This window comes from Bradyrhizobium amphicarpaeae (assembly GCF_002266435.3).
Classification (GTDB): Bacteria; Pseudomonadota; Alphaproteobacteria; order Rhizobiales; family Xanthobacteraceae; genus Bradyrhizobium; species Bradyrhizobium amphicarpaeae.
Genome location: NZ_CP029426.2, coordinates 5484316 through 5498516, shown reverse-complemented (window position 1 = coordinate 5498516; position 14201 = coordinate 5484316). Strand labels below are relative to the sequence as shown.

The 14201-nt window shown below is 64.1% G+C and carries 13 protein-coding genes; 10 read left to right on the top strand and 3 right to left on the bottom strand.

Going from position 1 to position 14201, the window contains the following annotated elements; translation table 11 throughout:
• The first annotated feature begins 5 nt into the window (after window positions 1-5).
• Window positions 6-1028, top strand: a complete 1023-nt coding sequence (gene bchI, locus CIT40_RS25780; protein WP_094891104.1) for a magnesium chelatase ATPase subunit I — start codon at window positions 6-8, stop codon at window positions 1026-1028.
• The gene (locus CIT40_RS25775; protein WP_094891105.1) at window positions 1025-2782 is read left to right on the top strand and encodes a magnesium chelatase subunit D; all 1758 of its coding nucleotides are present in this window, start codon (window positions 1025-1027) and stop codon (window positions 2780-2782) included. Before bchI ends, CIT40_RS25775 begins: the two co-directional genes overlap by 4 nt.
• Here CIT40_RS25775 and hemE read toward each other — a convergent pair.
• A complete protein-coding gene (hemE, locus tag CIT40_RS25770; protein ID WP_244612018.1) occupies window positions 2779-3870 on the bottom strand; it encodes a uroporphyrinogen decarboxylase in 1092 nt (363 codons plus the stop codon). The two genes, CIT40_RS25775 and hemE, sit on opposite strands and share 4 nt — an antisense overlap.
• 69 nt (window positions 3871-3939) lie before the next feature.
• Between hemE and CIT40_RS25765 the strand changes: the two genes are divergently transcribed.
• From CIT40_RS25765 to CIT40_RS25740, 6 genes are read left to right on the top strand one after another with little or no spacing between them, the layout of a single operon-like run.
• Window positions 3940-4899: an alpha/beta fold hydrolase gene (locus CIT40_RS25765; RefSeq protein ID WP_094891107.1), complete on the top strand. Its 960-nt coding sequence runs from the start codon at window positions 3940-3942 to the stop codon at window positions 4897-4899.
• Between the two features lie 9 nt (window positions 4900-4908).
• The gene (gene bchO, locus CIT40_RS25760) at window positions 4909-5805 is read left to right on the top strand and encodes an alpha/beta fold hydrolase BchO (protein WP_094891108.1); all 897 of its coding nucleotides are present in this window, start codon (window positions 4909-4911) and stop codon (window positions 5803-5805) included.
• Window positions 5806-5861: 56 nt separating this feature from the next.
• Window positions 5862-7409: a phytoene desaturase gene (locus CIT40_RS25755; protein ID WP_094891109.1), complete on the top strand. Its 1548-nt coding sequence runs from the start codon at window positions 5862-5864 to the stop codon at window positions 7407-7409.
• Window positions 7406-8464: a phytoene/squalene synthase family protein gene (locus tag CIT40_RS25750; RefSeq protein WP_094891110.1), complete on the top strand. Its 1059-nt coding sequence runs from the start codon at window positions 7406-7408 to the stop codon at window positions 8462-8464. Before CIT40_RS25755 ends, CIT40_RS25750 begins: the two co-directional genes overlap by 4 nt.
• Window positions 8465-8474: 10 nt before the next feature.
• Window positions 8475-9377, top strand: coding sequence for an oxygen-dependent coproporphyrinogen oxidase (hemF, locus tag CIT40_RS25745; RefSeq protein ID WP_094891111.1), 903 nt, complete (start codon window positions 8475-8477; stop codon window positions 9375-9377).
• Between the two features lie 8 nt (window positions 9378-9385).
• Window positions 9386-9532 (top strand): hypothetical protein, encoded by a 147-nt coding sequence (locus CIT40_RS25740; protein ID WP_167443375.1) that lies wholly within the window; start codon window positions 9386-9388, stop codon window positions 9530-9532.
• A gap of 11 nt (window positions 9533-9543) precedes the next feature.
• Here CIT40_RS25740 and CIT40_RS25735 read toward each other — a convergent pair whose 3' ends face one another.
• Both CIT40_RS25735 and crtD read right to left on the bottom strand, forming a co-directional pair.
• Window positions 9544-10491, bottom strand: coding sequence for a carotenoid 1,2-hydratase (locus CIT40_RS25735; protein WP_094891581.1), 948 nt, complete (start codon window positions 10489-10491; stop codon window positions 9544-9546).
• Entirely contained in the window at window positions 10404-11939 is a 1536-nt protein-coding gene (gene crtD / locus CIT40_RS25730) for a 1-hydroxycarotenoid 3,4-desaturase CrtD (RefSeq protein ID WP_094891112.1), read from the bottom strand. Before crtD ends, CIT40_RS25735 begins: the two co-directional genes overlap by 88 nt.
• Before the next feature lie 103 nt (window positions 11940-12042).
• Between crtD and CIT40_RS25725 the strand changes: the two genes are divergently transcribed.
• Together CIT40_RS25725 and CIT40_RS25720 are read left to right on the top strand one after the other, a co-directional pair.
• Window positions 12043-12909, top strand: a complete 867-nt coding sequence (locus tag CIT40_RS25725; protein WP_094891113.1) for a polyprenyl synthetase family protein — start codon at window positions 12043-12045, stop codon at window positions 12907-12909.
• Between the two features lie 104 nt (window positions 12910-13013).
• Complete coding sequence (locus CIT40_RS25720; RefSeq protein ID WP_244612017.1) at window positions 13014-14141, top strand: acetylserotonin O-methyltransferase; 1128 nt, start codon at window positions 13014-13016, stop codon at window positions 14139-14141.
• Window positions 14142-14201: the final 60 nt, after the last annotated feature.

The following is a 14201-nucleotide window of genomic DNA, read 5'->3' as shown; positions in this document are numbered from 1 at the left end:
ATAGCATGGCAACAGCGTTTCCATTCTCCGCGATTGTCGGCCAGGACGAGATGAAGCTCGCGCTGCTGATTGCCGCGGTCGATCCCAAGGTCGGCGGCGTGCTGGCCTTCGGCGATCGCGGCTCCGGAAAGTCCACGGCGGTCCGCGCGCTTGCGTCGTTGCTGCCGAAGATGAAGGTCGTTGCCGCCTGCCGCTATAATTGCGATCCGGATCGGCCGGCGGAGTTTTGCGAGGATTGCCGGGTTCGCGCAACCAAAGGCGGGCTGAAATCCGCGCAAGTGCCTGTTCCGGTCGTCGATCTGCCGCTCGGCGCAACCGAGGATCGCGTTGTCGGGGCGCTCGATCTGGAACGCGCACTGGCGCGCGGGGAGAAGGCGTTCGAGCCGGGATTGCTGGCCCGCGCTCATCGCGGATTCCTGTACATCGACGAAGCCAATCTGCTGGAGGATCATCTGGTTGATCTCCTGCTCGATGTTGCCGCGTCCGGCGAAAATGTCGTGGAGCGCGAAGGCCTGAGCATACGCCATCCGGCGCGGTTCGTGCTGGTCGGCACGGGAAATCCCGAGGAAGGCGAGTTGCGCCCGCAATTGCTGGATCGCTTCGGCATGTCGGTGGAGGTGAAGACCCCCGACAATCTCGCCGACCGGATCGAAGTGGTGCGGCGTCGTGACGCTTTCGAAAGCGATGGCGAAGCCTTCGTCGCCAAGTGGGCCAAGGACGAGGCCAAGCTTCGCAAGAAGATCGTCGGGGCGCGGGAGAAACTATCGTCCGTCTCGGTGCCGGATGTGACGCTCGAACTCGCCGCCAAGCTCTGCATGGCGCTCGGTACCGACGGCTTGCGCGGCGAATTGACCTTGATGCGTGCGGCCCGGGCGCTCGCGGCACTCGAAGGCGCAAAGACCGTGACCGACGATCATCTGCGCCGGATCGCGCCTTCGGCCTTGCGTCATCGCTTGCGGCGCAATCCGCTCGATGATGCGGGCTCCTCGGTACGAGTCGACCGGGCATTGTCGGAGGTGCTGGGATGACCGGCGCCGCCGTCTGGTCCGATGCGGTGACGGCGGCACGATTATTCGCCGCGGACCCGTCGGGGACCGGTGGCGTGTTGTTGAGATCACGCGCCGGACCGGTGCGGGATCGTTGGCTGGCCATGCTCCGTACGGCGTTGCCGCCATCCTCCAACGTGAAGCATCTGCCGCTCAACATCGCCGATGGCCGTCTGCTCGGTGGCCTCGATCTCAACGCGACGCTACTGGCGGGCAGGCCGGTTGCGGAACGCGGTCTGCTCGCGGAGGCTGATGGCGGTGTCCTCATTCTGGCGATGGCGGAGCGGCTGTCCGCAGCAACGACCGCCCATGTCACAGCCGCGATGGACGCCGGGGAGACCATCGTCGAGCGCGACGGCCTGTCGCTTCGGATGCCTGCGCGTTTCGGCGTCATCGCCCTCGACGAAGGTGCTGACGATGAATTCGCGTCGGCGTCTCTGCGCGATCGTCTGGCGCTCCACCTCGATCTCAACGCGATCGGCGTCCGTGACGCCGAGGAATTCGCGCTTGATGTCGGGGAAATTGCGGCCGCACGCGCGAGGCTGCCGTCCCTCAAGGCCGACGCTGCCCAGATCGAGGCCCTCTGTACGGCGGCCACGGCACTTGGGATCACATCGTTGCGTGCGCCATTGCTGGCGCTGCGGATCGCCTGCGCCGGCGCCGCGCTTGCAGGTCATTCCAGAATTGAACAGGAAGACCTCGCTTTGGCCGCGCGGTTGGTGCTGGCCCCGCGTGCGCTGGTGTTTCCGCCAGCAGATGAGGCAGCCCAACCCGAGCAGCCACCACCGTCAACTGAAGATGAAGCTGATGTGTCCGGTGGCGAAGATCAAACCCCCGACATCGATCGCGCGCTCGACGAAGTCATTCTGGCCGCAGCCCGGGCAGCAATCCCGCCGGATGTGCTGGCAGCCCTTCGGACGGGATCTGTGGGACGATCGCGCCCTCGTTCCTCCGGCAAGGCCGGCGCATTGCAGAAATCCAGCAAGCGCGGGCGGCCGGCCGGTGTGCTGCGCGGCGAATTGCGCGCCGGTGCCAAGCTCAACCTGATCGAAACCTTGCGCGCGGCGGCGCCATGGCAACCTCTGCGGCGCCGCGAGGCGACCGGGGTGGGCGAGGGATCGCGACCCCGCATTTTGGTCCGCAAGGATGACTTCCGCATCTCGCGGTTCAGGCAGCGCACGGAGACGGTCACGATTTTCCTTGTCGATGCGTCCGGCTCCGCAGCATTGCATCGACTGGCGGAGGCCAAGGGTGCGGTCGAGTTGCTTCTGGCGGATTGCTACATCCGGCGAGACCAGGTCGCGCTGATTTCGTTTCGCGGCAGTGTCGCGGAGTTGCTGCTGCCGCCGACCCGTTCGTTGGCGCGCGCTAAACGTGGTCTTGCAGGACTGCCGGGCGGCGGCGGTACGCCGCTGGCCGCGGGGCTCGATGCGGCTTTCGTGTTGGCGGATTCGGTCCGCCGCAAGGGACAGACGCCGACCGTGATCGTCCTGACCGACGGCCGTGCCAACATCGCACGCGATGGCGGGCAGGGGCGTCTGCGTGCCGAGGACGACGCGAGGAGCGCAGCGCGGCAATTGCGCGGCGCCGGTGTCGACGTTGTCCTGGTCGATACGTCGCCGCGTCCGGGCATCTCAGGTGAAGCCATCGCCAAGGAGATGGGCGCACGCTATCTGCCGCTGCCGCACGCGGACGCCGCGACTTTGTCAAAAGCAGTGCTCGCCAGCGTCGGCTAAATCGATCCCTTGTAGGCCCGAACCCGCTTCACCAGCTGCTCGACATGTGCGATCGGGGTCTCTGGCTGGATGCCGTGGCCAAGATTGAAGATCAGCCGGCCACCGGCGAAATTCGCAAGCACGTCATCGATCGCCCGATTCAGAGCGTCCCCGCCGGCGATCAGAGCCAGCGGATCCAGATTGCCTTGCACCGCAACGCGGCTCTGAACCTTTTCACGGATCAGCGACGGTTCCGCCGTCCAGTCGATGCTGACCGCATCGACGCCGGTTGCCTCGACATATCCTGGCAGCGACGCACCAGCGCCGCGTGGAAAGCCGATGATCTTTGCGCCCGGGACCTGCCTGCGGACGCCTTCGACGATGCGCCTGGTCGGTTCGACCGACCAGCGCCGGAATTCGCGCGGCGGGAGCACTCCAGCCCAGGTGTCGAAGATCTGCAGCACGTCAGCGCCGGCGGCGAGTTGCCCCAGCAGGTAGTGAATCGAGTTCTCGACGATCGTGTCGATAATCTGCGCAAATGCTTCGGGATGGCGATAGGCCATCATCCGTGCCGGCGCCTGATCCGGCGTGCCGTGTCCCGCGACCATGTAGGTCGCAACCGTCCACGGTGCGCCGCAAAATCCGATAAGCGCGATCTTCGGATCGAGCTCGCGGCGGACGCGGCGCAGCGCTTCGAACACCGGCTCGAGCTTGGTGAGATCCCCGGTCGAGGAAAGTGTGCCGACCTTGTCCGGCGTGTCCAAGGGATCGAGCCGCGGTCCTTCGCCGACCTCGAACCTGACATCACGCCCGAGTGCATAGGGCACAACGAGAATATCCGAGAAGATGATCGCCGCATCGAAGTTGAAGCGGCGGATCGGCTGCAGCGTCACTTCGGCGGCGAGATCAGGTGTGAAGCAGAGATCGAGAAAGCCGCCGGCCCTGGCGCGCACGTCGCGATATTCGGGCAAGTAACGGCCAGCCTGTCGCATCATCCAGAGCGGCGGAACCGGCTGGCGGCGGCCGGAGAGCACTTCTAAAAAGGGGTTGACGGGGAAAGACTGTGTCAAGCGGCGTTTCCGATGCTGGTCGACAACTATGATTGTCATTTCTGATACACTGCTGTTACGGTCTTGACCACGGCGAGATGCGATCTGCCTTGAAGAAGGAGACCTGCGATGAGCGCGGCCGGCCCGGCGATCAATCGCGCGGCGTTGCGTGGCGCAGAGGAATTGCCTGCGCCGGTCTCCGGCCAGCGTCACGAGATCGGTAGTCCCGTCGGGAGGTTGACCTATTATTCGGCCGGTCCCGACGCTCCCGGCAAAATTCCGCCGCTGTTGCTGGTCCACAGCATCAATGCCGCCGCTTCGGCTTACGAGGTCAAGCCACTTTACGAGCATTACCGCCGGAGCCGGACCGTTTACGCGCTCGAGCTTCCGGGGTTCGGCCATTCCGAGCGCGGAAAGCGCGAATACACCGTGCGCATGATGACCGATGCGATTTTGATCGCGGTCCGCGAAATTCAGAGCGATTTCGGCCGCGGCCCCATCGACGCACTGGCGGTGTCGCTGTCGTCGGAATTCCTTGCGCGCGCTGTCTCCGAATCGCCGCTGGCATTCCGCTCTCTGGCGCTCGTCAGTCCGACCGGTTTCACGTCCCGTGACAAGGGCACCAGCGTACGCGAGGGCACCCGCGGCAAACCGTGGCTGCATGGATTCTTCGAGTTTCCCGTGTGGAGCGAAGGCTTCTTCCGGCTGCTGACCAGCCGTCGCATCATCCGCTATTTCCTGAACAAGACCTGGGGCTCGACCGATATCGACGAGGGCTTGCTGGAGTACGACTATCTCACCACCCACCAACCCGGAGCTCAGCACGCTCCGTATTATTTCGTGTCCGGATTCCTGTTCAGCAAGGACATTCCAAAGATCTATAATTCACTGACCCTGCCGGTCTGGATGAGCCATGGCGTGCGGGGTGACTTCGTCGACTACGCCAACAAGACGCAAGTCGAGGGCCGCGCTAACTGGACGATTCGCGTGTTCTCGACCGGTGCGATGCCGCACTTCGAAGCCAAAGCCGAATTCATTGCGGCTTACGACGCGTTCCTTGCCGGCGTGCCGTCGGCACCGCCCGCGTAAGATACTGCCGTGTCCGGTCTCGTCTGGAGCCGTGATAGTACGGACTGGCCCAATCGGAATGCCAGTGTGTTCGTCGAAGCGGCCGGGATCCGCTGGCATGTGCAGCGAATGGGCGAGGGGCCGTCGCTGCTCTTGATCCACGGCACCGGCGCCGCAACGCATTCGTGGCGCGAATTGCTGCCGCTGCTGGCCCAGCATTTCTCGGTGGTTGCGCCGGATTTGCCGGGACACGGATTTACGCAATCACCGCCGGCCGATCGGTTGTCCCTATCGGGCATGGCGGCCGACGTCGGCGCGCTGCTACGCAAACTCGATGTCAGGCCGGAAATCATGGTCGGTCATTCTGCGGGGGCGGCGATATTGGCGCGCATGTGTCTCGCCGGCCGCATGGCGCCGCGCCTGCTGATCGCCATCAATGGCGCCTTCATGCCGTTCGGCGGCATCGCCAATCATCTGTTCTCGCCCCTGGCAAATCTGCTGGTGATGAATCCGCTGGTGCCCCGCGTGTTCGCCTGGCAGGCATCCCGAGCCGGCGCCGTCGAGCGGTTGATCGCCAACACCGGTTCGACGATCGATCAGGAGGGGATTGCGCTCTATCGCAAACTGGTGCGAAATCCCGCGCATGTCGCGGCTGCGCTGCGGATGATGGCGAACTGGAAACTCGAACCGCTGCTGCACGATCTGCCACGGCTGTCGACGGCGCTGGTGTTGGTGGCTGCCAACAATGATCGCTCGATATCGCCTGAGGTCGCGCGACAGGTTCGCGAGATTCTTCCAAGCGCCCTGATCGAGCGCCTGCCTGGACTGGGGCATCTCGCGCACGAGGAGCAGCCGCAGCTTGTCGCGCAGATCATCCTGACATACGCGCGCACAACTGCTGCCGAGCCAACGGCGCAAAAAATGTAAATTTAAATATACACTTTCAGGCTAGGCAACTGTCAATAAATAATTACAGTGGCCTCATGCTGGATTCAACGTCAGCCCGACCAACGTCGATAACGCCATTGCATCGCCAGCCGCATGCTGTGGTGATCGGCAGCGGCTTTGGCGGATTGGCCGCCGCAATCCGGCTCGGCGTCAAAGGTTACCGCGTCACGGTACTCGAGAAGCTCGATGCCCCCGGCGGCCGTGCCTATGTCTACCGGCAGGACGGCTTCACCTTCGATGCGGGGCCGACCATCGTCACCGCGCCGTTTCTGTTCGAGGAATTGTGGAAGTTGTGCGGACGAAAGATGTCCGACGACGTGACGCTGGTGCCGGTGTCGCCGTTCTACCGGATTCGGTTTCAGGACGGATCGCACTTCGACTATTCCGGCGATGCCGGCGCGATGCGCCGCGAGATCGCGCGATTTTCGCCTGGTGACGTTGATGGCTACGACGCCTACATGAAGGCCAGCGAAGAGATCTTCAAGGTCGGCTTCGAGCGGCTCGGCGACGTGCCGTTCAGCAGATGGACGGATATGGCGAAGATCGCGCCCGAGATGCTGCGGCTGTCGAGCTATCGCAGCGTCTACGCGCTGGTTTCGAAGTTCTTCCGCGACACGCGCCTGCGCGTCGTGTTCAGCTTTCATCCGCTTTTGATCGGCGGAAATCCTCTCACTGCGAGTTCGATCTATTGCCTAATCGCATTTCTGGAGCGGCGCTGGGGCGTGCATTTTGCGCTTGGCGGCACCGGACGGCTGGTCGATGGGCTGGTCAAACTGATCGAGGGGCAGGGTGGCAGTCTCCGCTGCAGCCAGGAGGTCCGCGAGATCGTCGTGAACAACGGTGTCGCTTGCGGCGTACGGCTGGTCTCAGGCGAGACCATTGCCGCCGATGTCGTGGTTTCCAACGCGGATTCCGCATGGACCTATCGGCACCTTGTGCCCGCATCGGCACGATCGCGCTGGACTGACAGGCGCATCGAACGTGCGCGTTATTCGATGAGCCTGTTCGTCTGGTACTTCGGCACACGTCGCAGATACGATGAGGTGCCGCACCACACGATCCTGCTGGGGCCGCGCTACAAGCGATTGCTGGCCGATATTTTCGAGCGCAAGGTTTTGGCCGACGATTTCAGCCTGTATCTGCATCGTCCGACTGCAACGGACACGTCCCTCGCACCCGACGGCTGCGACGCGTTCTACGTGCTCTCGCCGGTGCCGCATCTGCAAAGCGGCACCGACTGGAGCGTGGTGGCCGAGGATTATCGCCAGGCGATTGCTGGCGAGCTTTCGAGGACCGTGCTGCCCGGTCTGGAGAACGAGATCATCAGTTCGCGCCTGCTGACGCCGCAGGATTTTCAGGACCGGCTCTCCTCGTTTCGCGGCGCCGCCTTTGGGCTGGAGCCGATCCTCACGCAAAGCGCGTGGTTTCGCCCGCACAACAGAAGCGAAGATATCGAAAATTTGTATCTGGTGGGCGCCGGTACGCATCCCGGAGCAGGCCTGCCCGGCGTGCTCTCCTCGGCGCGCGTTCTGGATTCTCTGGTGCCCGATGCCTCACACTTTGCAAGCCTGGTGACCGCATGACGATACGGCTCGATCCCATCGACATGGCTGCCTGCCGCGATCTGCTCAAAGGCGGTTCGCGGACGTTCAATGCAGCCTCGAAGGTGCTGCCGCGCTGGGTCGCCGATCCCGCCATCGCGCTCTACGCATTCTGTCGTTTGGCCGATGATGCCGTCGATCTCGGCAACGATCGCGCCGCGGCTGTGGCGCGGCTGCGGGACCGGCTTGATCGTGCCTATCGACAGCAGCCAATGAACTTCGCTCCTGATCGCCTGCTCGCCGATGTCGTCACGAAATTCTGCATTCCGCGCGAGCTGCCGGAAGCGCTGCTCGAAGGGCTGGCATGGGATGCGGAGGTCCGCCGCTATGAGACGTTTCAGGATCTCACTGCCTACGCCGCGAGGGTCGCTGGCGCTGTCGGCGCGATGATGACACTGATCATGGGGCAGCGTACCCCCGAGATCGTCGCGCGCGCCTGCGATCTCGGCATCGCGATGCAGTTTACCAACATTGCCCGCGATGTCGGCGAAGATGCTCGCGCCGGCCGGCTCTATCTGCCCCAGTCGTGGCTGCGTGAGGCAGGGATCGACCCGGACATTTGGCTGGCGACCCCTTGCTTCACGCCTGATGTCGCGGCCATCGTGCAGCGGCTGCTCGATGCGGCCGATGTCTTCTATTCGCGCGCGACGCACGGCATCGCCAATCTGCCGATTGGCTGCCGCCCCGGCATTTACGCCGCCCGCGCGCTCTATGCTGAAATCGGCCGCGAGCTAGAGCGGAGCGGGCTCGATCCGGTGTCGAGCCGTGCGGTCGTTTCGTCCAAACGCAAGCTCGCGGTCCTGGCGCGGACGCTGCTCCTGCCGTCAACGGAATGGGCACCCGCGAGAAAACTTGACGTCAAGACCGCTGATATCGAAGAGACTCGCTTCCTGGTCGACGCTGTAGCGGCAACGCCGCTGCGCGACACCACACAGCCGCGGCGAAGGCCGATCGAGGACCGCGTGGTTTGGGTGATCGACCTGTTCGAGCGGCTGGAACGCCGCGATCAGCTGCAACGAACGGCCTCCTACCGGTAGAGCAAGCGAGATGCACGGGACCGAGCCCATCCGGGAAGGCAGCAACGGTCTCGCCGGACGGCGGCGCGCGGAAGCGAAAGTCTGGTTCGAATCGCTGCGCGACAGGATCTGCGCCGAGGTCGAGGTGCTCGAGCGTGAGGCGCCGGCCGAGCTGTTTCCGGGCGAGCCCGCCACCTTCACCTACAAGCCCTGGCAGCGCGCGACGGGCAGCGGCGGCGGCACCGGCGGCTTTCTCAGCGGCGGGAGATTGTTCGAGAAGATCGGTATTCACACCTCATCGGCCAATGGCATGCTTACCCCAGAGATGGCCAAAACGCTGCCGGGCGACGGCGTTCAGCTCGACTATGTCTCCACCAGCATCAGCCTGATCATGCATCCGCGCAGTCCGCGGGTGCCGACGGTGCACATGAATACGCGTTTTCTGTCGACAGCGAAGGGGTGGTTCGGCGGCGGTGCCGATCTCACGCCGATGCTGCCGGAGCAGAGAAGCCAGGATGCGCCTGACGCCATGATGTTTCACGCGGCGATGAAGTGCGCTTGCGACGCTCACGATCCCGATTATTACGGTAAGTTCAAACCCAGGGCCGATACCTATTTTTTCCTCCCGCACCGAGGTCAGGCGCGAGGCGTCGGCGGCATCTTCTACGACCATCTCGACACCGGCGACTTCGAGAAGGATTTTGCCTTCACGCGCGATGTCGGGCTTGCCTTGCTGGATGTCTATCCCCGGATCGTGCGCCGGCGGATGATGGAACCGTGGACCGAAGCGGAGCGCACGCAGCAGCTCGCCTGCCGTGGACTCTATGTCGAGTTCAATCTGCTCTACGACCGCGGCACCATGTTCGGACTTCAGACCGGCGGCAACATCGAGACCATTTTGAGCTCGATGCCGCCGCTGGTGAGCTGGGCGTAGCCCACATCATGGACAGCTATCTTGGTTTCATCGAGTTCTTCGTGGTGCTCATGTTCGCGGCGGCCTGGGGTATCCTCGAACTGGTTTGCCGGCGGCTCGACAGAAAGAAGGAAGCCGAACGCGCGAAGCAGCAAAAGCCAACCACGTCATCTTGAGTCCACCAATTTTACCTCCGCGCTCGCGGCATGCGAAATGGCAGCATGGCCTGGACGATCGGCATCTTGAAGCGATCGAGTGACAGGCTTTCGTGCATCAGCGTCACGGGCTCGCCGAGCAGCCTCGCCGAGACGACCGAACGGGCATAGAACGGCGCATCTTCGAGGGTCTTGACGATCTCGGCGGTGTGCTCGCTGCGCACGCTGCGGGCGACGCGCCAGCCGGTGCGCCTCAGGTCCACAGTCGGCGGAGGTTCGAAGGCCCGCATCCGTCCATCAGGATCGAAGGTCATCGCGAGGTCCACCCGGCTGCCGTCGCGGCGCTGCGCTTCGTAAAGGATCGCCGTGCGGTCCTGCATCGCGCCGCGCGACCATTGCCAGTGGGAAAAGCCCTGCTCCAGCGGTGCGTCGCCATGGTTCGTGTCGAAATAGCCGTCACCCTGCCAGCTCAGGCGCGGATGATCGAGCCTCACCTGCACACGCGCGCATGGCGCTATCGGCCACCATTGATGATTGCCGTCCTGGTTTAGCGTGAAGGCCTGCGGCGTGATCGCGATCGGCACCAAACGGATGGTGCCACGCAAACGTCCGGGGATCGGTACCGAAATTTCGTCGACATTGATGGTCAGCGCATTGCCGTCCCAGGACAGATGGCTTGGGCCTACTGCAAACTTGTCCATGGTGCGGCTGACCGCCCCGCGCGGCCGCTCCGTCATGGCCCAGCGATTGCCGCCGCTGCGATAAACCGCGACATTGACGGCGCAATGATCGAGCGGATCGGCCGGTCCCTTGCGCCGTGCGAAGGCGTAATACGGTGAGAACACGCTGCCGATGAAGGCGATGACGGTGATGCCGTTCTGCCCGTCGTCGCTCAGCGCGTCGACATACCACCACGCATAGCCGTTTGGCGGAACGATCCTTGCGAAGTCAGGTCCGCGAGCAGGCTGGCTGCTGCCGATCGGCCCGACAAGGCCGCCATCGGCACGCCCGGACCCGGATGCGTGCTGCCGCCCGCCAGGTACAGGCGCGGAATTCTGGTTCGTGCTCCCGGCCGCTGGAAAGACGCCGTCCATCCGTGCGAACTGCGGCCGTACAGCGCGCCGCCGGTGGCCGGAAACATCCGGTTGAAATCCGCTGGCGTCGTCACTTGCATCGCATCCGCTTGTGGCTGGAGTCGCAGGCCGCGTCGCTCCAGCATGCCAAATGTCCGCTGCGCGCATTGTGCCACCTCCATTGCATCGTAGACATGCCGGTCGCCATTTGCGGGCGCGTTGACCAGCACCAGAAATCGCTCGGGACCGCCCGCCGCGATGCCATCGTCGCGATCCTGGGCGCAGACATAGACGGTCGGCTCGCGCGGGAGCCGGTCATGCGCGAAAATGTCGTCGAACTCGGCTGCATAGTCGCTCGAGAAAAAGACGTTGTGCCGGTGCAGCGGAAAACCATCAGGCTTTGCGACGACGCTCCATGCCATGGCTGACAGCGAGCGGGCGCGAAGCGGGATCGCCGTTGCGGCGCGACGGGCAGGGACGCCGAGCATTCCATCGGCGATGGCGCCGACATCTGCATTGACGATCACTGCGTCCGCGACAATACGCTCGCCGCTTGCCAGCCTGACGCCACTCGCGCGGCCGCCGGAGATCAGGACTTCGCTGACCTCTTCGCCGTACCGGATCGTAGCGCCGAAGGAGCTTGCGCAATCCGCCAACGCCTTGGCGAGCGTGTGCATCCCGCCGTCGATGGACCAGACGCCTTCGCGCTCGACATGCGCGACCAGCATCAGCGTCGCAGGCGCCAGATACGGCGACGATCCGCAATAGGTCGCGTAGCGTCCGAACAACTGTCGTAGCCTCGGATCTGCGAAATATCGTCCCAGCGCCGACCACATCGACGAGAACGGCTTGATCTGCGGCAATCGCATAACCCCGCGAAGGCCGTCGGCTCCGATCAGTCCGCCCATGCTCGGGTGGGGGGCACGCAGGAATGGCTTTTCGAGAATCTCGTAAATGCGCCTGGTATCCCGGCAGAAGGCGCGATAGCCATCCGCTTCCTCCGCACCCGCAAGATCGCCGATCGCATCGACGGTGCGTTCCTGATCGGCAAACAGATCGAGCTGAGCGTGGTCGTCCCAGGCGTGTCTTGCGAGAATATCCAGCGGGCTCAAGCGAACGTGATCCGCGAAATTTTGGCCAGCGGCCGCGAACAATTCGTCGAACACCCAACGCATCGTGAACACGGTTGGACCGCTGTCGATCAGCGAGGCGCCGATCGCGATCTGCCGCATCTTCCCACCTGGCGCGGCGGCCCGTTCGAGGACAGTCACGTCGAGGCCGCGTGCTGCGAGCGCGAAGGCGGAAACCAGCCCTGCGACGCCGCTGCCGACAACGACAACACGATCTCTGGGCATCTCGCACCGGCTCCGGGTTGTCGATTGACATGTGTCTATATTTATTTACACTCTGAACGACAAGTAAAATTTACATTCCTTGTGTCAAGCACGGGAGCCTGCCATGGACGTCACCAGCCGAATCGAACGGGCACTGAACGAGGCGATTGACCAGGCCGAGCTTCCCGGCTGTCCACCCCGGCTGGCGGCGGCCATGCGTTACGCGGTGTTTCCCCGCGGTGCGCGGGTGCGGCCAAGGCTCTGCCACAGCGTGGCCGCTGCCTGCGGCGAGGATCATCCCGCGGCCACTGACGCTGCCGGCGCGGCGCTCGAACTTCTGCATTGTGCTTCGCTCGTGCATGACGACCTGCCGTGCTTCGACGCGGCCGAGACGCGGCGCGGCCGTCCGTCGGTGCACAAGGCATTTGGCGAGCCGCTCGCGGTTCTCACTGGAGATGCGTTGATCGTGCTCGCATTCCAGACGCTGGCGCGTCTTCAATGCACGCCGGAGCGGCTGGCCGCGCTCACCCTGACTGTGGCCCGATCCGTTGGCGTCCCTTCAGGGATCGTCGCGGGGCAAGCCTGGGAATGCGAAGACAAGATCGATCTCGCGCATTATCACCGTGCCAAGACCGGCGCGCTGTTCGCCGCGGCGACCGTTGCAGGCGCCGCGTCGGCCGGTGCCGATTGCGAGCTGTGGCGAATGGTCGGGGAGAAGCTCGGCGAGGCCTATCAGGTTGCCGACGACATTCGTGATGCCGCCTCCGAGGAAGATGAGATCGGCAAGCCCGTCGGTCGCGATCTTGCGCTCGGGCGTCCCAGCGCGGTGATCGAGCTCGGCCTCGATGGCGCGCTGTACCGCTTGCACGACCTCGTGCGTGGCGCCATCGATGCGATCCCGCCATGCCCCAATGGCGCCGAGCTGCGGTCGCTGATGCTCTCGGAAGCCAAGCGCCTGGTGCCGGCCAAGCTTGCCCAGTTCGCCGCGTAGCCACGATGGCCGCGATCGCGCATCGTGACGGCGGAGGTGAGACATCCAACGCGCCGTGCGGTGCGGATGTCGTCCCTTCAGGACACGGCGCGTCCCGGCCGTCGTTGCATGATCGCCTGCTCGGATGGCGCGATTCGATCCTTTCCAACCGGTCTTTTCAACGATTTGCGGGGAATTTCGCGCTGACGCGGCCGATCGCGCGGCGCCGGGCAGGCGCGCTGTTCGATCTCTGTGCCGGTTTCGTCTATTCGCAGGTTCTGTTCGCCTGCGTCCGCCTGAAGCTGTTCGATCAAGTGGCAGATGGCCCGTTGAATTCGGCAGAGCTGGCATCGCGTGTGCCGCTGCCGGTCGACGCGACGTTGACGTTGCTCGATGCAGCGGTCTCGCTGCAATTGCTGCAGCGTCGCAGCGAAGGCCGCTACGGTCTTGGTCCGCGCGGCGCGGCCCTCAGGGGCAATCCCGGCGTTGTCGCCATGATCGAGCATCATGCGATGCTGTACGACGACCTGAGGGATCCGATCGCGCTGCTGCGCGGTGACGCCGGTGCGGGGCAGCTCGCCGCCTACTGGCCTTACGCCGCGAATCGCAAGGCAGCCAATCTGCCGCGTCAGGCGATCGCGCCCTACACCGCGTTGATGGCTGCGTCGCAGCCGATGATCTCGCAGCAGGTACTGTCGGCTTATTCGTTTCGCGGACATCGCTGTCTGCTCGACGTCGGCGGCGGCGACGGATCCTTCATCGCAGCTGTCGCAGCCGAGACGTCCAAACTGCGCTGCGTGCTGTTCGATTTGCCTGCGGTGGCGGACCAAGCCAGCGAACGGTTTCATGCCGAGGGATTGTCGTCGCGTGCGGTCGCGATCGGTGGGAGCTTTCTTGCGAATCGTCTTCCCGAGGGTGCCGATATCGTCTCGCTGGTGCGCGTGATCCACGATCACGACGACGCCGACGTCATGACGCTGCTTCGCGCGATTCACTTTTCTCTGCCAATCGGCGGCACGCTTCTGATTGCCGAGCCCATCTCCGGCGTTCGCGGCGCCGAGCCGATCGGCGATGCGTATTTCGCCTTCTATCTGCTCGCGATGGGCAGCGGCCGGCCCCGGACCTTCGCGCGGCTGCGGGACATGCTCACTGAAGTTGGCTTTGGCGATGTTGCGCTGCGGCCGGTGGCGATGCCGATGCTTGCGAGCGTGATCACGGCGCGAAAAAGCAATATTGACGTTAATCAAACTTGACAGTCTAGAATGTAAGTCTAGCATGACACTTGCGGGCCATCCGCCGGAGATCGGAGTGTG

Coding starts and splice junctions, on each gene's coding strand:
- CIT40_RS25775 (WP_094891105.1), top strand. CDS start 1,025: ATGACCGGCGCCGCCGTCTGGTCCGATGCGGTGACGGCGGCACGATTA.
- CIT40_RS25765 (WP_094891107.1), top strand. CDS start 3,940: ATGAGCGCGGCCGGCCCGGCGATCAATCGCGCGGCGTTGCGTGGCGCA.
- hemE (WP_244612018.1), bottom strand. CDS start 3,870: ATGACAATCATAGTTGTCGACCAGCATCGGAAACGCCGCTTGACACAG.
- CIT40_RS25755 (WP_094891109.1), top strand. CDS start 5,862: ATGCTGGATTCAACGTCAGCCCGACCAACGTCGATAACGCCATTGCAT.
- crtD (WP_094891112.1), bottom strand. CDS start 11,939: ATGCCCAGAGATCGTGTTGTCGTTGTCGGCAGCGGCGTCGCAGGGCTG.
- CIT40_RS25725 (WP_094891113.1), top strand. CDS start 12,043: ATGGACGTCACCAGCCGAATCGAACGGGCACTGAACGAGGCGATTGAC.
- CIT40_RS25750 (WP_094891110.1), top strand. CDS start 7,406: ATGACGATACGGCTCGATCCCATCGACATGGCTGCCTGCCGCGATCTG.
- bchI (WP_094891104.1), top strand. CDS start 6: ATGGCAACAGCGTTTCCATTCTCCGCGATTGTCGGCCAGGACGAGATG.
- hemF (WP_094891111.1), top strand. CDS start 8,475: ATGCACGGGACCGAGCCCATCCGGGAAGGCAGCAACGGTCTCGCCGGA.
- CIT40_RS25740 (WP_167443375.1), top strand. CDS start 9,386: ATGGACAGCTATCTTGGTTTCATCGAGTTCTTCGTGGTGCTCATGTTC.